Origin of the sequence: Corynebacterium glyciniphilum AJ 3170 (assembly GCF_000626675.1) — a bacterium.
GTDB classification, from domain to species: domain Bacteria; phylum Actinomycetota; class Actinomycetes; order Mycobacteriales; family Mycobacteriaceae; genus Corynebacterium; species Corynebacterium glyciniphilum.
The window spans coordinates 2436665-2462952 of sequence record NZ_CP006842.1 but is presented as its reverse complement, the minus strand read 5'-3'; the positions used below and the strand labels follow the sequence as shown (position 1 = coordinate 2462952).

General features: G+C 66.5%; 17 protein-coding genes. 9 read left to right on the top strand and 8 right to left on the bottom strand.

Going from position 1 to position 26288, the window contains the following annotated elements:
* Positions 1 to 18 precede the first annotated feature (18 nt).
* Positions 19 to 909: a helix-hairpin-helix domain-containing protein gene (locus CGLY_RS11455; RefSeq protein ID WP_052540112.1), complete on the top strand. Its 891-nt coding sequence runs from the start codon at positions 19 to 21 to the stop codon at positions 907 to 909.
* A 115-nt stretch (positions 910 to 1024) separates the two neighbouring features.
* Entirely contained in the window at positions 1025 to 3037 is a 2013-nt protein-coding gene (locus CGLY_RS11450; protein WP_227590254.1) for a ComEC/Rec2 family competence protein, read from the top strand.
* Positions 3038 to 3048: 11 nt separating this feature from the next.
* Here CGLY_RS11450 and CGLY_RS11445 read toward each other — a convergent pair whose 3' ends face one another.
* Positions 3049 to 3405, bottom strand: coding sequence for a VOC family protein (locus CGLY_RS11445; RefSeq protein ID WP_038552781.1), 357 nt, complete (start codon positions 3403 to 3405; stop codon positions 3049 to 3051).
* Between the two features lie 58 nt (positions 3406 to 3463).
* On the opposite strand from CGLY_RS11445, the gene holA reads away from it, so the two are divergent.
* A complete protein-coding gene (gene holA, locus CGLY_RS11440; protein ID WP_038549516.1) occupies positions 3464 to 4444 on the top strand; it encodes a DNA polymerase III subunit delta in 981 nt (326 codons plus the stop codon).
* A gap of 224 nt (positions 4445 to 4668) precedes the next feature.
* Positions 4669 to 6495 (top strand): NAD(P)/FAD-dependent oxidoreductase, encoded by a 1827-nt coding sequence (locus tag CGLY_RS11435; RefSeq protein WP_038549513.1) that lies wholly within the window; start codon positions 4669 to 4671, stop codon positions 6493 to 6495.
* 15 nt (positions 6496 to 6510) lie between these two features.
* Here CGLY_RS11435 and CGLY_RS11430 read toward each other — a convergent pair whose 3' ends face one another.
* From CGLY_RS11430 to CGLY_RS11415, 4 genes are all read right to left on the bottom strand, one after another.
* Entirely contained in the window at positions 6511 to 7524 is a 1014-nt protein-coding gene (locus CGLY_RS11430; RefSeq protein WP_052540109.1) for an alpha/beta hydrolase family protein, read from the bottom strand.
* 170 nt (positions 7525 to 7694) lie between these two features.
* Complete coding sequence (locus tag CGLY_RS11425; RefSeq protein ID WP_081803897.1) at positions 7695 to 8759, bottom strand: alpha/beta hydrolase family protein; 1065 nt, start codon at positions 8757 to 8759, stop codon at positions 7695 to 7697.
* 33 nt (positions 8760 to 8792) lie between these two features.
* On the bottom strand, positions 8793 to 10058 hold the full coding sequence (locus tag CGLY_RS11420) for a M20 family metallo-hydrolase (RefSeq protein WP_038549511.1): 1266 nt from the start codon (positions 10056 to 10058) through the stop codon (positions 8793 to 8795).
* The gene (locus CGLY_RS11415; protein WP_052540107.1) at positions 10055 to 11737 is read right to left on the bottom strand and encodes an amidohydrolase; all 1683 of its coding nucleotides are present in this window, start codon (positions 11735 to 11737) and stop codon (positions 10055 to 10057) included. The genes CGLY_RS11420 and CGLY_RS11415 overlap by 4 nt, the downstream gene beginning before the upstream one ends.
* A gap of 151 nt (positions 11738 to 11888) precedes the next feature.
* On the opposite strand from CGLY_RS11415, the gene CGLY_RS11410 reads away from it, so the two are divergent.
* The 3 genes from CGLY_RS11410 to CGLY_RS11400 all read left to right on the top strand — a co-directional run bounded on the left by CGLY_RS11410 (position 11889) and on the right by CGLY_RS11400 (position 16377).
* Complete coding sequence (locus CGLY_RS11410; RefSeq protein ID WP_038549509.1) at positions 11889 to 13085, top strand: helix-turn-helix domain-containing protein; 1197 nt, start codon at positions 11889 to 11891, stop codon at positions 13083 to 13085.
* Between the two features lie 154 nt (positions 13086 to 13239).
* Positions 13240 to 14655, top strand: coding sequence for an MFS transporter (locus CGLY_RS11405; protein ID WP_081803896.1), 1416 nt, complete (start codon positions 13240 to 13242; stop codon positions 14653 to 14655).
* A gap of 192 nt (positions 14656 to 14847) precedes the next feature.
* Entirely contained in the window at positions 14848 to 16377 is a 1530-nt protein-coding gene (locus CGLY_RS11400; RefSeq protein WP_038549507.1) for an NCS1 family nucleobase:cation symporter-1, read from the top strand.
* Here CGLY_RS11400 and CGLY_RS11395 read toward each other — a convergent pair.
* On the bottom strand, positions 16361 to 17545 hold the full coding sequence (locus CGLY_RS11395; protein WP_052540103.1) for an acyl-CoA dehydrogenase family protein: 1185 nt from the start codon (positions 17543 to 17545) through the stop codon (positions 16361 to 16363). The genes CGLY_RS11400 and CGLY_RS11395 overlap by 17 nt on opposite strands.
* Positions 17546 to 17641: 96 nt before the next feature.
* On the opposite strand from CGLY_RS11395, the gene CGLY_RS11390 reads away from it, so the two are divergent.
* Positions 17642 to 18802, top strand: a complete 1161-nt coding sequence (locus tag CGLY_RS11390; RefSeq protein WP_038549505.1) for an acyl-CoA dehydrogenase family protein — start codon at positions 17642 to 17644, stop codon at positions 18800 to 18802.
* A gap of 17 nt (positions 18803 to 18819) precedes the next feature.
* Here the strand turns inward: CGLY_RS11390 and CGLY_RS11385 are convergent, their stop codons facing one another.
* Both CGLY_RS11385 and CGLY_RS11380 read right to left on the bottom strand, forming a co-directional pair.
* The gene (locus CGLY_RS11385) at positions 18820 to 22251 is read right to left on the bottom strand and encodes a UvrD-helicase domain-containing protein (RefSeq protein ID WP_038549503.1); all 3432 of its coding nucleotides are present in this window, start codon (positions 22249 to 22251) and stop codon (positions 18820 to 18822) included.
* Entirely contained in the window at positions 22241 to 25099 is a 2859-nt protein-coding gene (locus CGLY_RS11380) for a PD-(D/E)XK nuclease family protein (protein WP_038549500.1), read from the bottom strand. The genes CGLY_RS11385 and CGLY_RS11380 overlap by 11 nt, the downstream gene beginning before the upstream one ends.
* 172 nt (positions 25100 to 25271) lie before the next feature.
* Between CGLY_RS11380 and CGLY_RS11375 the strand changes: the two genes are divergently transcribed.
* Positions 25272 to 26285 (top strand): ABC transporter substrate-binding protein, encoded by a 1014-nt coding sequence (locus CGLY_RS11375; RefSeq protein WP_038549497.1) that lies wholly within the window; start codon positions 25272 to 25274, stop codon positions 26283 to 26285.
* Positions 26286 to 26288 lie beyond the last annotated feature (3 nt).

Genomic DNA, 26288 nt, shown 5'->3' with positions numbered 1-26288 from the left:
GCAGTTACATGGTGACGCATGGGCGGAGACGCAGAACACAGGGCACCGGCACAGCGCCGGGGCAGCGGCACACGGCGGGCGGTGGCTGACAGGGTGGAGGCCCTGACCCAGCCGCTGCCCGGCCATGAGTTGGCGGATGTCCGGTTCGAGCGTCGGACCGCGATCGGTCCCCGGTCCGCCCGGATCATGACGGCAACAGTCGCGGCCCTGGTGGTCGTGGTGGGAGGGGTGATGCTATTCAACGACACAGGTGGTGACAGCGGCGGCGGTGACCAGGGGGAGGTCGCGTCCGGACTGTCACCAGTGGTGTCCGGGAAACCCGGGGTAGAACTGGCGGGGGACGCCGGGACGGATGACCGCGGGCGTAGTGAGTCTGACCAGGCAGGCGGGGAAGATGACACCGCAGGTGTGGGGCCTGTGGTGGTGTCGGTGCAGGGGATGGTGCAGAACCCCGGCCTGGTCACCGTCGATGCGGGGACGCGGGCAGGCGAGGTGATCGACCGGTCGGGAGGGGTCCGGGGGGACGGTCGTGTGGAGGGGATCAACCTCGCCGAGCCGGTCGTGGACGGCATGCAGATCGTGGTTGATCCGGAGGGGTCGCGGGTGCTCTACCCGGGGCAGGCTCAGGAGAACGGGGCTCCTGCGTCAGCGGGCCCGGCTTCATCGCAACCGGGACAAGGAGCGGAGGACGGGGCCGACTCCGGTGCGTCGGCGTCCGGCATGGTGAACATCAACTCCGCCGATGCCGTGGCGTTGACGTCCTTGTCCGGGGTTGGCCCGGCCACGGCGGAGGCGATCATTGCCTGGAGGGAGAACCATGGTGGGTTCGCTGCAGTGGAGCAGCTCATGGAGGTCAAGGGGATCGGTCCGGCGAAGTTCGAGGCATTGCGTGACAGCGTCACCGTCTGACCGGTCCGTGGATTCTAGAGCATTGCGGTCGCGTCCCAACCCAGATCTAGTGCCGCCGCCGGGCACAGGGGCACCGTGGACGGTTCCGGACCGAGATCCGGGCAGCCCTGAGGTGATGCGACGCCGCCGGGGCCCGGACCTGCGGCTGGTGCCGGTGGCGGTGGCGGTGTGGCTGGCCGTGGTGTTGACGATCATGGTGCGCAGCCCGTGGGTGGCTGCAGGACTGCTGGGCGTGAGCACGGTCGCGGGAGTAGGGGTGCTGCGTCTGGGGCCGTTCCGCGCGGGCACGACGGTGGCGGAAGGGCCGCTACGTGTCGTAGTGCGGACCAGCGCCCTCGTCGCACTGGTGGCGGCTGCGTGGTCCGCCCGGGCGGCATGGCTGGTGGCACGGGTGGATCAGCATGCGCTGAGGGGGACAACGACACGGCTGACGGAAACGGTGGAACTCGCCACGGCGCCGAAACAGCTGACCGGCGGGAGCGTCCTGTTGACGGTGCAGGTGGACCGCCTGGGCACAGTGCCGCTGTTCCTTGACGCCCGGGATGTCGAGGCCGGAATGCTGGCATGGCAGCCGGGGACGTCACTGGCGGTGGAAGCGACTGCGGCGGAGACAGACCGGCTGGCCATGGTCCCGCTACAGTTGTCTGCGTCGGGAGTTCCGGACGTGGTGTCTGCACCGGACGGGCTCGCCGGAGCAACTGCTCATCTGCGCGCCGGGTTGCGGGATGCGGCACAGAACCTGCCGGGCGGAACCGGTGAACTGGTGCCGGGCATGGTGGTCGGGGACGTCAGCATGCAGGATCCGGTGGCCCGGGAACAGTTCCTGGCGACAGGACTGACCCACCTGACGGCGGTGAGTGGAGCGAACCTGGCGATCGTCACGGGTAGTGTGCTGGTGCTGGTGACGGCGTGGGGGTGGCCGTTGTGGTCGCGGTATCTGGTGGCCTTCCTGTGCCTGGTGGCGTTCGTACTGTTGGTCGGCCCGGAACCGAGTGTGTTGCGGGCGGCGGTGATGGGCGTGGTCGGCTTGGTCGCGGCGTTGTCGGCTCGGCGGGCCCACGGTTACGCCGCCTTGTCTGCTGCCGTGATCGTACTGCTGGGAGTGGACCCGGGGCTGGCGGTCGAGTACGCGTTCATCCTGTCGGTGGCGGCGACGGCGGGCATCGTGGCGCTCGCGCCGCTGATCACCCGTCGAATTCTGCAGGGCTGGACGGACCGTAGGACGGCGCGGCAGGGGCGGCATCATCCTCCCGCCCGGTGGCAGGCGATGGTGGTGGGGCTGGTGTCGGTGAGTCTGGCAGCTGACCTGGTGACCGCACCGGTGATCGTGCAGATGACGGGTGTGGTTTCGCCGACGGCGGTGCTGGCGAATGTGCTGGTGGGCGCAGCGGTTCCGCCGGTGACGGTGATCGGCATGCTGGGCGCGCTGGTCGCAGGTGTGCACACCGGTGCTGCAACGGCTGTGCTGTGGGTGGCGGCGGTACCGGCGTGGTGGATCCTCAGCGTCGCAGCGGTCCTGTCCCGCGTACCGGTGCTGCACACCCCGGGCGGTGCGACGGCAGCAGGGGTGGTGGTTGTCGTCGCGGTGGGGGTAGTTCTGGTGGTGGTGTCGGGGCGATGGCGTCGGTGTGCCGCCGCGGGGTTGCTGGTGGCAGCTGTGTGGACGGTGGTGGCTGTGCAGCGTGGGGTGCTGGTGACCGGTCCCTATGCCGTGGCGACCGGCGAGGGTGCGGCGCTGGTGCGGGTGTGGGCCGATGACCTGGATGAGGTCGACTGGTATCTGGGCGTGCGTCCGACGACGTCGGGCGGGCCGGAGATACTCCGCGGACCTGCAGGAGAGGACGCTGAGGTCATCGTCGTCACTGATGAAGCGGCAGTCATGCTGCACGAGTACCGGTTGAATGCGTCGTCCGAGGAGGAATCGTCTGAGCGTGCAGAGCGTCCGGAGCTGTATGTGGTGACCGCGTGTGGTCGGAGCCGGGGGATGCCGAGCCGTACACCGGGCGGGGTGCCGGTGGCGTTTCCTTTCCGGGACGGCACGGTGGTGCTCGGCGCGGAAGGGGCGGCCGAGGGGTTGTACGCCGACGGGATCGTGGACGGGGGTCTGTTCTGCGGATCGCGGAGGTGACTGAACCTATCTCAGTCGCCCGGCGGTGTGTGCATGCCGATGTTGATGACGGTGCCCTGCGAATCACGGTAGAAGAAGCGGGTCACACCCCACGGCTCCTCGGTGAGCGGGTGGATGATCTCGAGGCCCGCACGACGGACGCGCTCCAGGGCGGTGGACACATCGTCGACGAAGACCGAGACGGCCGGGCAGACCGGGGCGGTCGCATCTGCGGTCATGAGACTGAGCTGGTGACCGGCGTCATCACCGAGAGTGACGATCCAGCCGTGGTCCATGAGGACCTCGAACCCCAGGATCTCTGTGTGCTCCTCGACAGCCCGCGGCAGATCGCCGACCACGACATTCGGCACCACGCGTTCAACCTGCATGGCATCAGCATAGATGGTCGCCCGCTCGCTCGGGCCGCTGACCGATAGACTGGCACGCATGGCAACCAGTTCCCGTCCACCGGCTCCGGTGAACCTTATCGTCGGCGCCGACAGCTTTCTGGCGGAGCGGGCCCGGCACCGCATCGTCGCAGCGACCCGCGCTCACGCCGGGATCGATGATCTACCGGTCGACATGCGCAAGACCTCCGAACTCAACGCTGGTGAACTGGCCGAACTGCTCAGCCCGTCGCTGTTCGCCGAGGATCGCATCGTGGTCGTCACCGGAGTGGAGGAGGCCGCGAAGGACTCCGTCGCGATGATCGAGATGGCTGTTACTGATCCCGCCCCCGGCGTGGTGCTGATTCTCCAGCACACCGGCAAAGGACGGCAGAAGTCCCTGGTCACCAGTCTGCCGAAGAAGGGGCCGAAAGGCGCGGTCGAGGTACATTCGGCTGCGGAACTCAAAGGCAGGGAACGCCAGAGTTTCGTGGAACAGGAGTTCCGGGACCATAAGGTACGCGTGACTCCGGATGTCACTGCCGCACTCCTTGATTCCGTCGGCACCGACCTGCGGGAGTTAGCCAGTGCAATCAGCCAGCTTGTCGCCGACACCGACGGTCATGTCACCGAGGAGACCGTGCACCGGTACTACCAGGGATCTGCGGAGGTCTCCGGCTTCGACGTCGCGGATCTCGCTATCGCCGGACGGGCTGACCAGGCTCTGGGGTCGGCGCGCCGGGCGCTGCAGCTCGGCGTGCATCCCGTGCTGCTGGCCTCGGCGCTGTCCGGAATGGTCGGCGACATTGCCCGGGTGCACGGCGCCCGGGTAAACCCCCGCCAGCAGGCAGGGGAGTACGGGATGGCGCCGTGGAAACTGGAGAAGACGGTACGTTCGGCGCGGTCCTGGACGGCGTCATCCGTTGCGGCGGCGGTCCAGATTGTTGCTGAGCTGGATGCCGGGGTCAAGGGTCACGCAGCAGACGCCGAGTGGGCGGTGGAGGACGCCGTCCGCCGCATCGCAACGCTCGCCCGGGGGTGAGGTGCGGCCACCCCCGTGGTGACCGGTGGTGCAGGGGTGGTGGACGCATGACCGGGATCATTTCGATGGTGAACTTTATGTCTGCACAATGATGTTTCCAGTGCGGTCGTCAGGGGGCGGAGGTGCTCCTACCGTAGTCGGGGTCGGCCAGATGTGACCCACTGCACATCGGGTCGGCACGTTTTCTCGCTCTCCAGCTTCCGCGAACGAAAGGACACCGGTCCATGACCGCCGCCACCGACACCGCCGCCACCAGTCTCGACCAGCAGGTCGCTGACTGGCTCACCACTTTCGCCGCTGCACTGAACACCAGTGACCCGGATGCTGCCGCCGACGCTGTGGCAGACCTGTTCGAGCCGGACGGGTTCTGGCGCGACCTCGTCGTCTTCACCTGGAACCTGCACACCGCGGAAGGCCCGGATGCCATCGCCGACCTGGTCCGGGCCAACCACGACCGCATCGGTGCCACCGACCTCGTCGTCGAGGACGCCACCGACGAAGGAGACGGCGTCACCCGCGGTACCGTCACCTTCACCACCCCGGTGTTCAAGGCCCGCGCCATTGTCCGCCTGCGCAACGGAAAGATCTGGACGCTGTTGACCTCGGCCAGGGAACTCGTCACCCGTCCCGAGCCCAAGGGTCGCAACCGTCCGAAGGGGGTCGAACACGGCCCGGACGCTGAAAAGCTCAACTGGGCGGACAAACGAGCTCAGCGGAAGGAACGCCTCGGCTACGAGGACCAGCCCTACGTCCTGATCATCGGAGGTGGACAAGGTGGTATCGCACTGGCCGCGCGTTTGAAGCACCAGGGGGTGCCCACACTCGTCGTCGAGAAGTCCGACCGCCCCGGTGACCAGTGGCGTGGGCGCTACCATTCCCTGTGCCTGCATGACCCGGTCTGGTATGACCACCTTCCGTACCTGCCGTTCCCATCGACCTGGCCGGTGTTCACCCCCAAAGACAAGATGGGGGACTGGCTGGAGCACTACACCGGCATCATGGACCTGGACTACTGGACGAAAACCACCTGTGAGCGAGCGTCCTATGATGAGGCGACCGGTACGTGGGAGGTCGTCGTCTCCCGCGACGGTGAACAGGTCGTCCTCAATCCCACCCAACTGGTCCTGGCCACCGGCATGTCCGGCGTGCCGAACAAGCCGTCCCTCCCGGGGGAGGAGGACTTCCGCGGCGAGATCCGGCACTCCTCGGAACATCCGGGCGGCGAGACGGACAAGGGGCGCCGGGTCGTGGTGCTCGGGGCGAACAATTCCGCCCACGACATCTGCAAGGACCTGCACGACAACGGTGCACACCCGATCATGATCCAGCGGTCCTCCACCCACATCGTCAATTCCGACGCATTCATCAAACACGTCACCTCGCCACTGTTCTCCGAGGAAGCCGTCGAATCTGGTATCGACACCGATACCGCAGACATGCTCTTCGCCTCCTGGCCGTACAAACTGCTGCCCGCCGGGCAGAAGGAGGCCTTCGACAAGGTGCGCGAGGAGGACGCCGACTTCTACCGCCAGCTCGACGACGCCGGATTCATGCTCGACTTCGGTGAGGACGAGTCCGGCCTCTTCCTGAAGTACCTGCGCCGCGGTTCCGGCTACTACATCAACGTCGGCGCATCCGAACTCGTCGCCGACGGCACGATCGAACTCCACAGTGGCGTGGGCATCGACCACTACACCGCCGACGGCGTGGTGCTCACCGACGGCACCGAACTACAGGCCGATGTCGTGGTGCTGGCCACCGGATACGGGTCGATGAACGGCTGGGCCGAGATGCTGATCAGCCCGGAGGTCGCCGACAAGGTCGGCAAGTGCTGGGGACTGGGCTCTGACACCGCCAAGGACCCCGGCCCGTGGGAGGGCGAACTGCGCAATATGTGGAAGCCGACCCAGCAGGACAACCTCTGGTTCATGGGCGGCAACCTGCACCAGGGACGCCACTACTCGCGCTACCTCGCGCTGCAACTCGCCGCCCGGCATGAGGGGCTGGACACTCCGGTGTACAAGCTCGCGCCGGTGCACCACACCTCCTGAGGGTGCAGGCGGTTCCTAGGGTTTCTCCTCAGCCAACTCCGTCGTCCCGCCGTCGAGCCGGGTGCCGAGCTCCTCGTGGGACAGAGTGGTCACGCGGTGAATGATCTCCAGCACCTGGTTGTAGTGTCTCGATGAGTTCTTCAGGAACGACGTGTGGTCCTCGTCGCGCAGCATGACCAGCTTCGCGTTGCCTCCGTCGTGGGTGACCGCGTCGACGTAGTGCTGCGAGTTCTCCGGTGGGACGAGGGTGTCCGCCGTCCCGTGTACCGCGACGACCGGAATATGCCGGTTGATGTTCTGGATCGGGTCGATGCTGTCGTAGCGCTCCGGTAACTGGGCGGGAGTGCCCTTCATGGCCTTGATGATATTGTCGTCGCCGTGCTCGGCGGCCCACACCAGGTCCAGCGGGCCGGACAGGGATACCACGCGGTTCGGTGTGAACTTCGGGTCCGCCCCGAGCGTGCCAGTCTCCAGGTCGCCACGGGTGCCGGCCCAGGCGGCGAGCTGAGCGCCGGCACTGTGCCCGACGACGGTCTCATCGTCGATGGTGATCTCCGGGTGCCGCTTGTCGATGGACGGGATGTAGTCCAGCGCATCGGCGACATCGGTGAAGGTCTGCGGCCAGCCGCCACCTTCGTTGACGTCGCGGTACTCCACGTTGAGCACCGCCAGTCCACGCGAGGCCAGGTCGGCGGCGATGTGTCGTGACCCGGGCGCGCCGCCGTGCCACGCTCCGCCGTGGATGAACACGACCAGGGGGACGGTGTCCTCGTCGTGTTCGCCCTCAGGCAGGTAGAAGTCGGCCCAGTTCTGCGTGGGATCCGGTGTGCCCTCGCGGACCGGGTAGACGAACCGCTCCACGAAGCCGTCGGCCACCTCGTCGTTCGGCACGTCAGGGACGACCGTCGCACCGTCCAGTTCGATGGTGTCGGACGGAGGGGACGAGTGCCCGCCGTCGGCGTTCCGTCCGGAACTGCTGTCGTCGCTGCAGGACACCAGGGTCACGGTGAGCGCGGTGGCGGCCAGCATGGACGCAACGCGACCGGCGGGGTACGAGTGATACGGGCGATATGAGCGATACGGACGGTACCAGCGGCACGAGGGCAGACTCACAGCGGACAGGCTCCTCTCGGGGGCGGGGCAGGCAGGTGACTCTGAGCTTAGCGAGAAGGTGTCAGGTGCGAATATCGATCGGCGGGTCAGTCGAACTGGTCGCCGTCCAAGACATCGTGGGGCAGCGTGGCGGTCTGGCGGATGATGTCCAGCACCCGCGTGTAGTGCGGTGAGTCCTGTTTCAGGAACGACAGGTGGTCCTCGTCTTTGAGCAGGACGAGCTCGGCGCTGCCGCCGGCGTCGACGGCAGCATCCACGAACCGTTCGGAGTTTCCCTGCGGTACCACCGTGTCGTCGGTGCCGTGGACAGCGACGACGGCGACGTCGGGGTTGATGTTCCGGATGGGGTCGATGCTGTCGTACTCCTCCGGACGTTCGTCCGGGGTGGCCTGCATGGCTTTGACGATATTGTCATCGCCGGTGTTGGCGGCACGGATCAGATCGAGCGGTCCGGCCAGGGACACCACCCGGGTCGGGGTGAACGTCGGTTGCGCGCCGACTTCATCGTCGTCCAGGTCGCCGCGGGAGCCGGCCCACGCGGCGAGCTGTCCGCCGGCGCTGTGCCCGACGACGGTCGCGTCCCCGACACGGAGTTGCGGATAGTGCTCGCCGATGGTCGGGACGTAGTCCAGGGCCGCGGCGACATCCTCGAACGTCTTCGGCCACCCGGCGCCTTCCTTGACACCCCGGTACTCGATGTTGATCACCGCGACTCCGCGGGACGCCAGGTCGGAGGCGACATGGCTGGCCCCGTGGGCGCCACCGTTCCACCCGGTGCCCTGGATGTACACGACCAGTGGCACAGTGGCCTCGGCCAGCTCTGTGTCCCCTGCGCCCGCCGGTTCTTCTGCGCCAGTCGGCAGATAGAGATCCGCCCAGTTCTCCTCCGGATTCGGCTTGCCACTGCCGTCCGGTCCGACGGGATAGACGATGCGCTCGACGAAGTGCTCGTCGGTCTCGTCATCCGGGGCGTCCTCGACAATCGTCAGACCGTCCGCGGCGGTGATCGGTGTGTGCCGGCCGCCGTCATTGCCGTCGTTGCCTCCGCTGCCTTCACTGTCCCCGCCACAGGCAGCGAGTACTGCGGTGCCGAGGATCGACGTGGTCAGGACGGCGACGGTCCGGATCGTGCCCTGCGTCCGCGATGTCACCGGTGGCCCTCCTGTGGCTGTCTCCTGAGTCCGTCAGTTTCCACCGGAGTCTACTGATTCCGCCAACCGACGGACGGTCTCGGTGAGCACCTCCACCCCTGCCAGCATGTCGTCGTCCCGGGTGAGCTCCGCCTCATTGTGCGAAATGCCCTCGACGCTGGGGACAAAGAGCATCACCGTCGGGACCTTCTCCTTCATGTTCGTCGAGTCGTGGCCGGCCACCGTATAGACCTCGCGGTGGCTGAAACCCAGGTCGCGGGCCACACCACCTGCCAAGGAGACACCCTCCGCAGGGTACGGGTTTAACGACCACTGGTGCGTCAACTGTCGGTCCACCCGGACATGTGCCTCGGCTTCCGCCGCCGCGACGACCTCTGCCACCCGGGCCTCCGCCCACTGCAGGATGTCGGTGTCGGGGGAGCGCAGATCAAGGTTCATCGTCACCTCCCGGGCGATGGTGACAGGGGAGTTGGGTTCCACCACCATCTGCGACACCGAGGCCTGCAGTGAACCCGCGGGAACCTCGTCGGTCATCCGGCGCACCGCGGCGATGATCAGCGCGGCGCCGAAGAGCGCATCCCGACGGTCGGACATCAGCGTGGACCCGGTGTGCCCCTGGTCACCGTGTACGGTGACCCGGAACTTCCTGGCACCCCAGGTGGCCGACACCAACCCGATGGTGGCGCCGGTGTCCTCCAGCACCCGTCCCTGCTCTACGTGGATCTCGGCGTACGCTGCGATCTCCGGGGTCGGGACGATCGGGGTCCAGTCAGCCTCCGTCAGTGCTTCCGCGACGGTGACCCCGGCATGGTCGGTGGCGGCCAGCGCCTCCTCCAACTCCAACGACCCCGTGTACACCGAACTCCCCATCATCGACGGGGCGAACCGGGAGCCTTCCTCGTTGAACCAGTTGACCACCGCGAGATTGACGCCGCTGCTCCGTGAGGGATGTGTTTCAGCGGCGAGTGTCGACACAGCGTGCAGGCCGGCGAGGACCCCGTAGGAGCCGTCGAATCGACCGGCCAGCGGCTGGGAATCCATGTGCGAACCGACCAGGACATACGGCGCGCCGGGGGTGCGCTCGAAGAGTCCGAACTGGTTGCCGATCTCGTCGAACTGCACCCGCCCGCCGCGCCCGATGACCTGGTCGGAGAACCAGGACCGGACGGCACGGTCGTCCGGGGTGCCCGCCTGCCGGTCGATGCCACCACCGGGTGTGGCGCCGAAGGCCGACATGGCGGCGAAGTCCTCGAGAAAACCTGCGGTGGACGGGGAAACAGTGGTGTCATACGTACTCATAAGAGTGTCTCCTTGTGTGCGGGTGACAGGGTGGTCCAGTGCTCGTCGCCGAAGACGGTTTCGCCACCCACGACCGTGGCCAGGACCGGGATGTCGGCGATCTCTGAGGGGTCGGTGCCGGGATCGGTCGGGTCCTGGCCGAGCACCACTAGGTCGGCCAGCTGGCCGGGGATGATCTGGCCTTTGCGGCCGGCCCAACCGGTGGCCTGCGCCGACCCCACGGTGTAGGCGTGCACGGCCTGGGCGGCGGTGATCCGGTCGGCGGGGCCGTAGTCCTGGCCGGATTCGGTGCACCGCTCGACAAAAGCCTGGATCACGGACAGCGGCGCTCCGCCGGCGACGGGGCGGTCTGAACTGCCGGGCAGGACGACTCCGGCGTCGAGCACCCGCTGGCCCGGGTAGGACAGCAGGCTGCGGTCAGGCCCGAGTTTGTCGATCATGGCATCGCCGAATTCGGCGATGAACCTGGGCTGCGGGACCAGGACCGCGTCGACCCCGGCGATCGCCGCCAGTTGGTCGTCGCGTACCACACCGCCGTGTTCGATGCGGTGCGGCATGCGGGGGACGCCGAAGCGACGTCGTGCCTCACCGATGACGTCGACGGCGTAGTCCACGGCAGCGTCCCCGATCGCGTGCATGGCCAGCGACCACCCCCCGGCGGCGGCCTCGAGCGCATGATCCCGCATCAACTCGGGGTCGCCCTGGAAGTACCCGCGGTGGTGGGTGCAGTGGTGGTAGTCCTGCGACATGGCCGCGGTGGAGCCGATCAGGGAACCGTCGGTGAAGATCTTCGCCGGGCCGATCTGGAGCCACTCGTCGCCGACACCGGTGCGCACCCCGGCAGACAGTGACCGCACCGTCGCATCCTCCGGAGCACCGGCCACGTCGTGCAGGGCGTCGATGGTGATCATCGTCTGCATTCTCGTGCTCAGCAGTCGCTTGTCGCGCGCTGTCTGGTAGGCACCGAACTCCCGGGGGCTGTGTCCGATCCACCCGCCGGCGATGCCCGCGTCGGTCACCGAGGTCAACCCTTCTGACACATACCGGGAGGTGGCAAGATCGAGGGCGCGGGTGATGAGGGTCTCTGACTCCGGCTGCAGCAGCGCCTGTACCGGTCGCATCGCGTTCTCGTCGAGGAGTCCGGTAGGACGGCCATGTTCGTCGACACGGATTTCGCCGCCGTCCGGCTGGTCCGGGTGATCCAGGGCGATACCCGCACGACGCAGCGCCTCGGAGCTCACCGTGAGGGCGTGGCCGGAGTTGTGCTTGATGACGACTGGACGTCCGTCGCCGATGTCGTCGAGACGGTCGATGCGCAACGGACCGTCCTGCAGCGCAAGGGGGTGGAAGTTGGATGCGATGACCCACTCGGCGCCGGCGTCTTTCACCCGTTCTCCGAGCGCCCGGTAGACCTCCTCGGACGTCCTGCAGGCCCCCAGGTCGGCCTCCATCAGTGTCTGTCCGAACCACACGCTGTGGGCGTGGACATCATTGAATCCCGGCAGCAGTGTCGCGCCGGCCGCGTCGATCACGTGGGCGGGCTCGTCGAGGGTGTCGAGGTCGTCGTCGACGCCGAGGATCACCCCGTTCCACAGTCCGACGCGGCTGGCGTAGGGCCGGTTCGGATCGCCGGTGATGATGGTGGCGTTCTCGATGACGGTGTCGGGACGCAGTGGCATAAGGGAAGTCACCTCGCGGTGTCTCAGGCGGGAGGACCCGCCGGGCGGTTGATGTGGTCCACAGCACCGTAAGTCCGCGCTCCCGCGGTGGGGGGCATCCCGGTACGGTCCCTGTGATTCTGTCGGTGTCACGCGGCGTAGGGTTGTGCACATGCACTCCGAACCATCCGGCTACTCCAATACTCCAGCAGGCACCGGAGAGGACACTGGAGAGGACACTGGAGAGGACCATGAGTGGCTCGCCCTGGTAGACGAACTGGAAAAAGAGGTGCCCCTTCTCGTCGAGGAGTTCCTGTCGGAACTGCTGTCCTCCGGGCTCTATTCCGGGGATCTGGTGAGCAGAAAGGACCTTGCGGATTCGGCGGCGGAGACTTTCGTCTTCCTCATCGACCGTCTGCGGTCACCCCTGGGCGCCCCCGACCGTCACCTGATCGCCCGTCGACTCGGACGTCTCCGTGCCCGGCAGGGAGTGGCGATGCAGGACCTGGTGGACGCCGTGCAGTTGGACTTTCCGGTGCTCTGGCGGCGGCTTCGCCTGCATGCCGGTGAAGAACGTATGGGTGTGCTCATCGACCACGTTGAACGTGTGCACGTCGTGGTCGACCGGTACTCGTTCTCGGTGCGGGAGGAGTTCATCCGTGAGTCGGCCAGGATCGCCCAGAACGTCAGTATCGCCAACCAACGTCACCTGGCGCGGTTGTTCGCCGAAGGCCCCGTCAGCGCCGACGTGCTCGGAGACGTCGCCACCGGCCTGGGTGTGCACGTCGACGCGTCCTATGAACTGGCCGTGATCTCACCCGAGCACGTCAGTGCCGTGCGGCCGGCAATCGGGGACGACCTCGCCGACGGGACGCTGTTCGCACATGAGATCGGTCCGACGTTAGCCGTCCTGCGTCCTCCGGATAAAGCACGTCCGCTGGACGCCATGATCGGCGACTGTGCCGGCGTGCTGTTCAGCGATGTTCAGGGACTGGCGGCGGTTCGGGTGACGGCCCGGGGAGCGGTGGAGATGTTGCGCTCCCACCCCGAAGTCTCGCGACTGCACCCGTACGCTGACCTACTTCCCGGCGCCGTGCTGCGGCACATCCGTGGCCGCATGGTCCCCGGTTTTCTCCGGGACGAGAGCGACGCGATCGGGGCACTGGTGCAGGACGAGTCCGATCAACTCGTGTCGACGGTACGGACATTTCTGGGCACCGGGACGGTGAAGGCCACGGCGTCGGCGATGTACTGCCACCGCAACACCGTGGTCAACCGGCTGAACAGTTTCGCCAGGATCACCGGTCTGGACGTCACCCGACCGGCAGACGCGGGCATCGTCCACCTACTCCTGCCCGTCGCCTCCTGAGCAGTTCGACGGTCACGAAGCGCATTGGTTGGGCATCTGCACAATAGTAGCCGGGTGGTGGCCACCGCTTTGACAACGTTATGTGACAGCCCTCACTGGCGACACCAGGTGCTGTTTACGCTCGCACCCGTCCCCCGAGAAGAGGAGAAGTTCTGTGGCCCATGACGACAGCCCGGGTTCAGCCGGGCCCACCACGACAACCGCACACACGCCCGACGGTGCGGTCAGCGCCGCCGGCGGCCCTGGTCCCGACGGAACCGCCGACGTCGTAGAAGTCAGCCCGAAAGACGTGTCGCGTATCGCCCGCGCGGCCTTCGTCGGTACGGCACTGGAGTGGTACGACTACTTCCTGTTCGGCACCGCCGCAGCACTGGTGTTCAATCACCTGTTCTTCACGGATCTCAACGCGCTCGCAGCCACGATGGCGTCCTTCGCGACCTTCGGCGTGGGCTTCGTCGCCCGGCCCATCGGTGCATTCCTGTTCGGCCTGCTCGGTGACCGGGTGGGGCGTCGTCCCACGTTGATCATCAGCATCATCGCCATCGGTACTGCAACCGGTGTGATCGGTGTGTTGCCGACGTTCGCCGACATCGGACTCGCCGCGCCGATCCTGCTTGCCCTGCTGCGGCTGTTGCAGGGTGTCGCTGTCGGCGGTGAGTGGGGCGGTGCGACCACGATCGCCATCGAGCACGCCCCGCCAGAGAAGCGCGGACGGTATGCGGCGATGGTGCAGCTCGGCTCACCGGTCGGTACCTTGCTGTCGTCGGCGGCGTTCACTCTGGTGCTGTTGCTGCCGTCCGACTCCGTTGACGCGTGGGGTTGGCGACTGCCGTTCCTGGCTGCTTTCCCGCTGCTGGGCATCGCCCTGCTGATCCGGCTGCAGGTCGAGGAGTCGCCGGTGTTCGCCCAGCTCATGGAGAATGACGACCAACCGAAGACCTCCGCCTTCGAGGTGTTCCGCTCAGGTTGGAAGCAGTTGTGTGTCGCTATCTGCGTCGCTCTCCTCGGAGTGGGCGGGTTCTATGTGATGAACACGTTCGTCGTCAGTTACGCCACCGGCACACTGGGTGTGGAACGCCAGCCGGTGGTCAATGCGACGCTTGTCGCCGCGTTGGTGCAGATCGTCGTGGTCCTGATTTTCGGACGGGTTGCCGAGAAGTTCGGCCCCGGTAAGGTCGTCGCGTTCGGCGGCATCGTGACCGCGCTGGCGGCCTGGCCGTTGTTCCTGCTGATCGACACCGGCAACATCGCCGCGATCACCGTCGCGATTTCCCTGGGTATCGGCGTGCTGACCATCTCCTATTCTGTCACGGGGGCGCTGCTCAGCGAACTGTTCCCTGCACGGCTGCGCTACACCGGCGTCTCGTTGGGGTACAACCTCGCCGGGGCGATCACGGGCTTCCTGCCGTTCATCGCCACCGCACTGATGGGGCTTCAGGACGAACCTTCCTCGACTCCGGCCATCGTCATCCTCGCCGTGATCTCGTTGATCACCGCAGCAGGTGGCTTCATCGGTGAACGGTGGCGTGTCACGGATGATGTCGTCGTGACCTCGGCGCACGGCCACTGACCTGATACGGCACCGCGGCCACCCCTGGGGCACACCCCCGCAGCCGGCGGCCCCGTGGGTGGAGCGCAGGTAGTTGACTGTCCGGGTATGTGGTCCGCGAGTTAACCAGCAAGAAATGTGTGCTGGGTCATAACCGGTGGTCTAGGGTGGTTTCTCGATAAAGTCCCTACGACGACAGATCCGGCGGACCCTATGCGCGACACTGACGACCCAGCCACCTCGATCACTGACATCGACGTCACCACCGCAGACCCTGCGCTGTTCAACGCGGATCTCGCCCCGATCGCGAAGAAACACCGCAAATGGGGTGCCTTCGAGATCTTCAACGTCTGGACCAACGACGTCCAGTCACTCGCCGGATACACCCTGGCAGCATCCCTGTTCATCGGAGCGGGTATCAGCGGCTGGTATGTCTTTGCCGCGATCATCCTCGCCGGAATCATCGTCAACTGGCTGGTGAACCTGTCGGGCGCGCCGAGTGTGAAGCTTGGCGTGCCCTACGCGGTGATGGCCCGAATGTCGATGGGTGTGCTCGGGGCACGGTTCCCCGCACTGGTCCGCGGCATCGTCGCGATCTTCTGGTACGGCGCACAGACCTACTTCGCGTCCACTGCCGTGGCCCTGGCGATCAACGCCGCCTTCAATTCGCCGCAGTCGGGCGAGTTCCTGGGCATGAATGCGGTGTCGTGGATCTCCTACGTGATTGTCGCGGTGTTGCAGGTTGCCCTGTTCAGCAGGGGTATCGACGCGATCACCCGCTTCCTGAACTTCGCCGGCCCCGCGGTGTACGTGGTGATGGTCGTGCTGCTCGTGGTGATCTGGGTGCGGGCGGGCTCCGAGATGCTGCCTGCGGTCGGGTCGATCTTCAACAGCGACGATGTGACCGGGTGGGCCGCGGTGTCGGCCTTCGTGGGGGTGATCGGCACGATGGTGGCGTACTTCTCTGCAGTGATCATCAACTTCGGTGACTTCTCCAGGTTCTCGAAGTCAGAGAAGTCGATGAAGTTGGGTAACTTCACCGGTCTACCGTTGTCGCTGGCGTTCTTCACGTTCCTGGCGTTGTTCATCACCGCCGGTGCGTACGTGGTGTTCCAGGACGGTCAGGGCACTCCGATGGATAACCCGTCCGACATCGTGGGCCAGGCGGATTCGGTGGTGTTGTCGATCATCGCGGCGGTCACGTTCCTGGTCGCCACGGTGGGGGTCAACCTGGTGGCGAACTTCATTCCGCCGGCCTATGACATGGCGAACATGGCGCCCTCGAAGATCAGCTTCCGGATGGGCGGGATCATCACCGCCGCGCTGGGGTTCATTATCGGTGCACTGTGGGTGGCGGTGATCGACGACATCGGTCTGCCGACATTCGTGGACACACTGGGTGCCGTACTGGCCCCGCTCTATGGCGTACTGGTCGTGGACTACTACCTAATCCGCCGCAAGCAGGTGAACCTGCGGGACACGTTCACGCTGGACCAGGACGGCCCCTACTATTACCGCAAGGGCTGGAACCTCAAGGGACTGGCGGCGGTGGGCATCGCGGCGGTGTTCGCCGTGCTCACAGTGTGGGTGCCGGCATTGCAGGATTTGTCCGGGTTCGCCTGGATCATCGGGGCCGCTCTGGGAGGTGTGCTGTACTACGTGGTGATGCTGGGGGATGGGTCCCGGACGAAGACCGCGCAGTCGACGGCCACCGCCACGGCGCCGGTCAGCTCCGGTTCCTGAACGCCTGCTCGCCGGTGAGCGCCTGACCGATGGTCAGCTGGTGCATCTCGGCGGTGCCCTCGTAGGTCAGCACCGACTCGAGGTTGTTGGCGTGGCGCAGGGGCGAGTACTCCAGGGTGATGCCGGACGCGCCCAGCAGGGTGCGGCATTCGCGGGTGATCTCCAGGGCGACGCGGGTGGAGTTCAGTTTGCCGACGCTGATCTGGTGGGGTGCGAGTTCACCTGCGTCCTTCAACCGACCGAGCTGCAGGGCGAGCAGGTAGGACTTGTCGAGTTCCACGGCCATGTCCGCCAGTTTGGCCTGGGTCAGCTGGAACGAACTCAGCGGGCTGTCGAAGACCTGACGGGTAGACACGTAGCCCAGGGCGGTGGACAGCGCATCGCGGGCGGCACCGAGGGCGCCGAAGATGATGCCGTACCTGGCCTCGTTGAGACACGTCAACGGGCCACGGAGTGAGTGAACGTGGGGGAGTCGCCGCGCATCGGGCACACGGCAGCCGTCCAGCACGATCTCACCGGTGACCGAGGCGCGTAGCGACAGTTTGCGCGTGATCTCCGGGGCACTGAACCCCTCGGTGTCGGTGTCGACGATGAAGCCGGCGTACCCATCCTCGGTCCGGGCCCAGACGACGGCCACATCGGCGACGGGGGCGTTGGTGATCCACATCTTGGTGCCGGTGAGGACCCAGTCGTCCCCGTCCCGCGTGGCGCGGGTGCGCATGTTGGCAGGGTCGGAACCGGCATCGGGCTCGGTCAACCCGAAACAGCCGACGGTGCTGCCTGCGGCCATGCCGGGAAGGTAGTGTTCCTTCTGCTCCTCGGAGCCCCAGTGGTGGATGGCGAACATCGCCAGGGAGCCCTGTACCGACACCAGAGACCGCAGTCCCGAGTCCACCGCCTCGATCTCCATGCAGGCCAGCCCGTATTCGGTGGCGGAGGCACCGGCGCATCCGTAACCCTCCAGGTGCATACCGAGGACGCCCAGGTCACCGAGTTTCGGGGCGAGGTCACTGACCGGCAGGGTGCCGTCCTCGTACCAGCCGGCGATGTTCGGGGCGAGTTCGCGGGTGGCGAAGTCGGCGACGGTGTCGCGCAGCAGTCGTTCGTCGTCGGTGAGCAGCGAGTCGACGACAATGAGGTCGAACGGGGCGGTGGGTGCGGTGCTCATGGTGCTCCAGTCATACCAGACGGGACGTCTCCGACACGGTGGAAAACGATACTGTGAGGTTAGTGTAACGAAAGCAACCTGGTGAAGGAGTGGACCATGCCGGCTCGCCGGATTCTTGACGACCCGGAGCACCATGACATCCTCGAGGCGGTACGCGACGTTGTCGCGACACAACTCGCGCCCCTTGTCGACCGTGCAGAGAGCGACGGGATTTTCCCTGCCGAGGCCTACCGGATCCTCGGCGAGGTCGGTGTCCTCGGCATGGCGTATCCGGGGAATCTCGGCGGGCTCGGGCTCCCGTCGGAGCTCCACCTGCAGATTCTCGAGGAGATCGGGACGGTGTGGGCGTCGGTCGCGGTGGGGGTGTCCGTCCACGCACTGAGCTGTTTCGCGCTGGCGAACTACGGCACGCCGGAACAGCAGCAGAGGTGGCTCCCGGAGATGCTCAGCGGGACACAGGTCGGTGCCTACAGCCTGTCCGAACCGCAGGCCGGGTCCGACCCCGCGGCGACGGCGGCGACCGCGCGTCGGGACGGGGATGAGTACGTGCTCAACGGGACGAAGGCTTGGGTGACGAACGCCGGCTACGCTGATTTCTACACGGTTATGCTCCGCACCGGAGGGGCGCCCGGGGACCGCAGGGGGATCAGCTGTTTCCTGGTTCCGGCGGATACACCCGGGCTCACCGTGGATCCCCCTGAGCAGAAGATGGGGCTCACGGGTTCCCCGACCGCCTCGCTGGTCTTCGAGGACGCCCGGATTCCCGCCGATCGGCTGATCGGCACGGAGGGGGAGGGGCTCGCGATTGCCTTGGCAGCGTTGGACTCGGGCCGGTTGGGAATCTCGGCCTGTGCAACGGGTTTGGCCCAGGGGGCCCTGGATGCCGCCGTCGGTTATGCCAAGGTACGGGAGACGTTCGACCGGCCGATCATCGACCACCAGGGGGTGGCGTTCCTGCTCGCCGACATGGAGGCCGCGGTCAGCTCGTCACGGGCAACGTACCTGGCCGCCGCACGCATCAGGGACCGGGGTGAACCGTTCAGCAAGGAGGCGTCGGTGGCCAAGCTCGTCGCCACCGACAACGCGATGCGGGTCACCACCGACGCGGTGCAGGTGCTGGGTGGCGCGGGCTACACCCGGGATTTCCCGGTCGAGCGGTACATGCGGGAGGCGAAGGTGATGCAGATTTTCGAGGGAACCAACCAGATCCAGCGGATGGTGATCTCCAGCCATCTGGCGCGTGACCCGCGACTGTGATGTGCGGGGCGGGGTCGTCAACGAACCTCCACCACCTTTCCTGCCAGCGGAAGGTGGATCAGGATCGCGGCAGGTTCTGCTCCGTCGATGTCGGTCAGGGCCTGCCGGTAGGTGTCCATCTGGCCGATGTAGTTGTCCCGGATGTGCGTGATCGGATCGGCGCCGGGGAAAGTCTTGTGGTCGACGATCACGCGTCGTCCGTCGGGGAGGGTCACGAGTTCATCGAGCCACCCTTCGGCACGTTGGTGTTTTCCGTTGGTCCAGGTAAACGGCACTTCGGATTCCACGGTCGCGCCGGGGTACTGCTCATGCAGCCACGTGATCCACCGTTCGCCGGCCTCCACGACATCGTCTGCGCTGACCCGGTCACCGACATTCCATGACTCCACTAGTCGGGCCACCAACGCGTGTTTTCGGTCGTCGGTGAGGTCATCCAGCGGTGCGGCCAGGTAGGAGTGCACGCAGTCGCCGACCTTGTTCCAGTCTTTTCCACCGCCCTCAACCAGGGCATCGCCGAGATCCGCGAGCAGTGTGATGGTCGCAGCACCGGCACGTTCCGGGGTCGCCTCGACCGCGCTCGCGGTGAAGGTGGCCGACAGCATGTCGGTCTCAGTCGATTCCGCGGCCCGCGGCGCAGGTTGGCGTTCATCATCGATCAGGGCCGACGGGTGGGGTGGACGTTCGCCGCGTGCCATGAGGATGTCGAGGAATGCGTACTTGTCATGGGAGATGGCGCGCACCTCGCAGTCGACGAAGTCGGAGTCCTGTTCATCACCATCCGAGCCATGCGACGGCCACAGTACCTGCACCCCGGTCCGGGTCCCGTCGCCGTCCGCGTCAGCATCGCCGGCGGCGTCCTCGACCATCGACACCTCGTTGAGCCCGAACCCGGTGTCCTTGAATGCGGCGAGGTCACCGAGTGTCCGGTGTGGAGCAAGCACGGTGCGGCGCCGGGAGCGGGTCATCGCCACGTACAGCAACCGCATTTCTTCGAGTTGTTCGGCCTCCCGGCGTTCCTCCTGTACCGGGGTCTCGGAGAGGGCTGTTTTCAACACGTCACTGTTCAGGAGGGTTTCGGGCCAGAAGCGGAGTTCGCGTCCTGCCAGTGGTGCACTCAGTGACAATTGCGTCGGCGAATCGACCCACACCCCGGCCGCGCGGAAACGGTCGGAGTACAGTGGCGGTGCCACGACCACGGTGTCCCACTCCAGGCCCTTGGCCTGGTGAATCGTACTGACCACGATGGCAGCGGGATTCCGTGCCGAGGACGTGGTGGGCACGGTGTTGTCCCGCTCGTGGGAATCCGGGTCCAGGGAGGTCAGGAAACCGCTGAGGGTGACCGGGAGACCGGCGCCCGCGGCATCCGATTCATAATCGGTGACCGCGTTGAGGATCCCGTTGATCGCCGCGGTGCGGTCGACCGGATTCTTCCAGGATGCCACCCTGTAGCGCAGGTCCAGGGCATCAATGACGGCAACGACGGTCTGCATGACCGTGAGCTGTGGCAATGCCGGACGGAGGGCAGCCAGGCCCGCCAACGATTCGTCCTGCGACCACGCCGCCAGATGTGCGCGCCGGGCGTCGAGGTCAGGGGATTCCGTCGCCGAGGTCAGCGTGGTGAACCAGTCCATGTGGGCCGGGTGCTCGTTGAGGACGGCGATCAGTTCCACCAGTGCCTGCGTGTCCGCCGGATCCCGCAGCCAGGCGCACGCCGCCCGGACGGTGGCACCCTCGCGGGTCTCCAGCAGCGGGGTTCCCCCGCCTTCGGTCGGAATGCCCCATGCCCGCAGTGCAACGCGCAGGTCATCGGCCTGCCGGTTGGACCGTGTCAGGACGGCGCGGCCCTTGTCGGGGACGCCCTCCGCCTGCTCGAGTTCCTGTAGTCCCCGGGCGATGCGGGTGAACCAGGGGGCTTTTGCGTTCCACACGGCACCCTGGGCAGGGGTCCATACCTGGACGTCCCCGGGATCGTCGCCAGCATGCTTGTCGGCGAGTGGCTCGGGCACGTCCAACCACACCTCGGTGTTGAGGAGCCCCGGGTTGGCGGCGTCTGGTTCGCCGGGGAAGACCCGGGAGAACAGGCGGTTGCTGAGGTCGAGCGGGGTTGCATGGGTGCGCCAGGAGTGGTGCAGGATATCGGTGCGTCCCCCCTCGGCGGTGATGGCCTCGAGGGCGGAGGTCATCAGGGACGGATCGGCGCCGCGGAAACCGTAGATGGACTGTTTGGGATCCCCGACCCAGATGACCTCGTCCACCAGGTTGCCGAGTTCGGTGAACAGGGCGAGTTGGAGGGGACTGGTGTCCTGGAACTCGTCGACGACGAGGATGCGGAAACGGGCGGCAATGGTCTCGCGCACGGCCCGGCCGATGTCGGAGTCATCGCGCAGCAGGTGCAGGGTGAGTTGCTCCTGGTCGGCGAAGTCGATCAGCCCGAGGGAACTCTTGTAGTCGTCGTAGGCACCCATGCAGGTGGCGGCGGTGGTGAAGACGAGCCGGGTCAGCTCCGCCAGGTCGCTGCGCAGCGCAGGATCGGTGGCGAACACGGAGGCGGGAACGGCGTCAGCAAAGGCCTTCCCCCATGGTTTCGTCGCTTTCCTCGTCGCCCTGGGGACGTCCCCTTTTGCTGCGGCGAACCATTCCTTCCATGTCAGGCGTTCGCGTGCACCCGGGATAGTTGTCTGGGTGAGGATAAAGTTTTCCGCTGGACCGATGAGTTCCTCCACCGGGCCAACGGACTTTCCCTTGATAGTTCCCTCGGACAGGTCGGAACGCAGCTGAGTCACCGCGTCACGGACGGCGGCGAGTACAGCTCCGCGGGCATCGGAGGTGGATCCGGCGGCCGTACCATCGGCAGCAGCGTCGTCGAGGGCGGTGAACAGTCCGTCCAGACTGGTCTCCGCCAGCGCCCCGAAATCGTCGGGGGAGATGTCGTTGGCGCGGGCGAGCTCAATGACGTCCCGCACGGTCTTCCCCCAGTTCATCCGCCCGGGGTTGTACATCGGATCATCGGTGGGACCCAGGTCGTAACCCATGCGGACAAGCAGCTCACGGTGGGCGTCCTCGGCCTCAGCGATGTCGTTGTCGACGGCGAGGGAGAAGGCGCGGGCCTGACTGGTTTCCGAGAGCACCGCCAGCTCGGGAGAGCGTCCGGCATCGACGGCGAACTCCTGCAGGATGCGCCCGGTGATCGAGTTCACCGTGCCGATCAGTGCGGTGGGCATCGCCGCCGCCTGCGACAGTTGGCCCTCGTCAACGAGCCGTTCGCGGATGCGTCCGGACAGTTCGGCGGCGGCCTTGCGGGTGAAGGTGGTGGCGATGATATCCGACGGTCGGATCTCCGGGGTGCCGTCGGCATTCACCCGGGCGAGACGCTCGGTGAGTTCCTCGGTCAGCCGGTAGGTCTTCCCGGAGCCCGCGGAAGCCTTGATGACGGTGTATTTACTGGTCAAGGTAGTCTCCCGTCAGGCCCGTCAGCAGGCCGAAGCTGTGGTACTTCGTGATATCGGTGGGCAGGAAATCCCGGTGCACGGCGATGTCGATCAAGTCGTTGTAGCGGGCGACCTGCTCCGGGCTGTACGGCGATTCGGAGATGCGGTCGTCCGGGGCGGGTGACTTTTTCTTCGCCTCCTTCCGTAGTTCCTTGGCCAGCTCATCCCAGCTGCCCTGGGCGAGGATGTTGCCGACGTCGGCGATTCGTCCGTCCCGCAGGTCGTCGAAGATCCGGTTGATGCCGGAGACCGCACGGAACCACAGGTCGTCGGCGGTGCGAGAACCGATGTCTCCGGGGCTGACCTCCAGGATCTCCGGGGATCCGAAGTCGGGGAAGGAGGTATCCATCCGGTCGTGTTTCAGCATGTAGTAGGCCACGGGGGTGTTGGTGAGTTTCGTGGTGTCTTCGGCCACCGAGTAGGCGTAGACGGCAAGCTGCAGCGCGGCGCCCTCCTCCACCAACTCCCGGTACTTCTTCTTCGAGTTGGTGTACTTCAGGTCGATGACCCCGTCCCGCCCGTCGGCCAGGATGACGTCCAGGTCGCGGTAGCCGCCGAGCTGGACGGGCTGCCCACCTGCCCCCCGGCTGTTCGGGATGGCGGTGCGGTATTTCGCCTCGGCCCCGGAAATGCGGATACCGGTTGCATTCAGCGTGGTAAACAGGCCCATAATCGAGGCCAGCCCGGTGACCAGGACGGTGCCACGTTCGCGTCCGTGCCCGGGAAGTAGCAGTTCGGAGGCATACTGCGGCATCAGTTCTTCGAGTTCCCTGCGTACCTCATCCTCGGTGGGGGTGACCGTACCCGGGTCGTCCTGATCGGTGAGATGGCGTTCCACGATGGACTCGACCACGGCGTGGAGGTAGGTGCCGATCATCTGGTTACCGTCCGGCAGGGAGGTCAGCCCGGCCGCGGCAATGCCGAGTTGACGCTCCAGGACCCATTCCAGCGGGTGTGCCAGTAACGATGTCCACTGTGAGTAGCTGAGGTAGTCCGGGACCAGGTGCTCACCCGGATCAATGCTGCGCTCCACGGGGTCAGGACGCAGCGGGTCGGTGGGTGCGGGTGTGTGGGTGGATGCCGGGATGAGCTCGGCGGCCGGCACATCGACACCGTCGGCTGCGGCATCTTTGCCCTGAACATCATTGGTGAGGAAGGTCAGGACGGGATGCGGTGCGGCCGTCTCCCCGTTCACCTCCGCGGGGAGGACGGCCGTGACCGAGCGACGGCGTCGGATCGCGCGCAGGTGCGAGTCCAGCACCAGGCTCGACAGTGCTTCCCGGTCGGGGAGTTCAATTCCGGCATCGCGCAGTGCCGCGATCTCGGTGGGTCGGAAGGTCTGCGGGGGAGCGGACTGGTCGTCGACGGGGAGCCACCACAGCACCGGGGAGGTGCCGACACCCAGCGCGGACGGGGAAGCGACCACGTCCTGGCGTTCCGATGCCGCGGCCCCGGAACCACTGGTCGCCGAGGTCGCGGCGGAGGCGGTGCAGTCCGTGGTGATGCTGGTCAGCTCGTGCGAGGACACGGTGGTGCCGTCGAGCCCGGCGATGATGCCGGCGGCGGCTTTCGTCCCCTGGGCCATGCCCTTGAGGTCCTGGTCGGTGTTCCCCGCGAGTGTGGTCAGCCTGTCGGCCAACCATTCCAGGTGGTCGGCGACCCGGGCGGTGTCGTAGCCGGGGGCGTCCGAGTCGTCCTGCTCCGTCAGCGGATCGACGCGGATGAGTTGGTCGAGGTCCCGCGCCAAAGAGGCCTTGTGGGCTTCGGGCTCGTCCTTGCCCTCGTAGTGGGCGATGGTGGTGGTGATGGCGTCGTTCCACAGGGGTCCGCCTACGCCCGGCTGATTGCTGAGCGCACGGATGAGCTCGGTGCGGAGTTTCGCGGGGACCAGGCGCACCGGGACGAGTGTCCCGTCGTCTGTGCGGGTGGTGGTCACCGTGTGTTCCAGCAGGGTGCCGATGGCGTGCACGTCCGGCGGTGAGGACACCGCCGCGAGGAACACCGGGACGATCTGGGCGAAAGCCCGTTCCGTGGAGCGGTCACGCACACCGACCTGGGGGAGGCCGCGCCGGGCGAGTTCGCGGTCGAGCACGTCGGTCGCCGAGGATGCCACGACACTCACCGGTTCTTGGTGGGTGAGTAGCGTGTCCGCCAGCAGGCGGACAGTGGTGGAGGCTGCGTCCCATTCCGTGTCCGTGGTGACAATTCGCAGATCCTGCACGGGCCCGGGTGCCGCAGCTTCGACGACCTGCACGCCGAGGGCGGCGAGGTTGTCCAGGATGGACCGCCAGATCGGGGGGAGGTCGGCGAAAGCGTTGTCCACGGTCAACGTGCCGATGCCCACGGGCCATGTGGCACCGGAGCTCGCGAGGTCCGTGAGGGTGGCGGCAACCTGCCCGGTGAGGTCGGCAGCACCCGGCATCCATTCCGGATGAACACGTGCCAGGGCATCGACTTCGGCAATGAGCGCGATCCGCGGGGAGGCATCCCGGGCCTTCACACCGTCCCACCCGGCAGCGACGAGCTCATCACGCCAGGCCAGGACGGTCCGCGACAATGACCACGGGTCGGCACGGAAGCTGCGGGCGAAGGGATCATCGTCGGCGCGTGCGGGAACGAGGCTCGACAGGGCGGCACGGACAGCGGCGATGCGTAACGGCTGATCGGCCTCCGGTGCGGTGCAGGCCAGTCGGGTGGACAGCAGATCAATGAGCCGGGTGGGGCCAACAACCACCGAGCCCACCGTGGCGGGAGAGTCGGGTGTGGTCCACCTGGCACCGTCGTAACCCCAGCCGAAGGTGATGTTCATGTGGCTCCTCGTGGTTCCGTGTGGTGGTGTCGCGTGTCTCAGTTTAGGGTAGCGGGTCGGTCGGACACGGTGTCGCCGTCGGTGTTTGAAAATAGGTTTCGCTACCCTCAGTCATCCTCCCTGTGCGATGATTCTCGACAGTTACCTTTCACAAGACATTCAGGAGAGTTTCATGTCCCTCAACCGTCGTTCCATAGTCGGCGCCATCGCGGTGTCCCTCGCACTCGTGTTGGCAGGTTGCTCCTCCGACGATTCGGACGGATCGTCCGACGCAACCGGGGCCGCGTCCGGCGCGTCCGATTCCGGTGAGATGCGCACCGTCACCGACTACGAGGACAACGAGGTCGAGATTGTCGACACCCCGGAGACCGTCGTCCCGCTGCACTTCGCCGGCGTGCAGGCGCTCCTGGACCTCGGGCTGACCCCTGCCGCGATGCCCAGCAACTGGGAACGTGGCCTTCTGACCGACGAACAGTACGAGAAGGTCAAGGACCTGCCCGAGATCGGTGGTGGTGGAGGCGTGGACGTCGAGCAGATCGCCCAGCTCGATCCGGATCTCATTCTCGTGCCCAACATGATCGAGGCGGACGTCGTCGACCAGCTCCGCGAGGTCGCACCGTCCTACATCTACATGCATGGCGGCGAGGACCGCGGCGACTGGGACGGACGCGTCGGTCAGATCGCCGATGCACTCAACCGCACCGACGAGGCCGAGGAGAAAGCCCGGGAACTCGAGGAGCGGCAGGCCGAACTCGCCGAGAAGCACGCCGACATCGTGTCCGACATCCGTGTCTCGATGTTCGGTGCGTGGGACGCCGGCGAGTTCAGCGCCAACGGCTCCGGCAGCATGATCGGCAAGATCATCACCCCGGTGGGCGTGCAGTTCGCCGACGGGGTGGAGGACGCCACCCGCGACGCCGACGGTTACGAGCAGACCCTGTCCACCGAGCGGATCGGCAGCACCTTCGGGGATTCGGACGTCATCTTCTACAGCGTCCTGCTGGACGGATCCGTGGACGGGGACACCGACGGAATCATGGAGATGGACGCGTTCAAGGCGCTGGACGCCGCCCGGGACGACCACGTCTTCGGCCTGGGCAAGTCGACGATCGCCGGCTACACGGACGCCAACTATGCTCTCGACAGCCTCGACGAGGTGCTCACCCAGCTCGCCGGGGAGGATTAACTA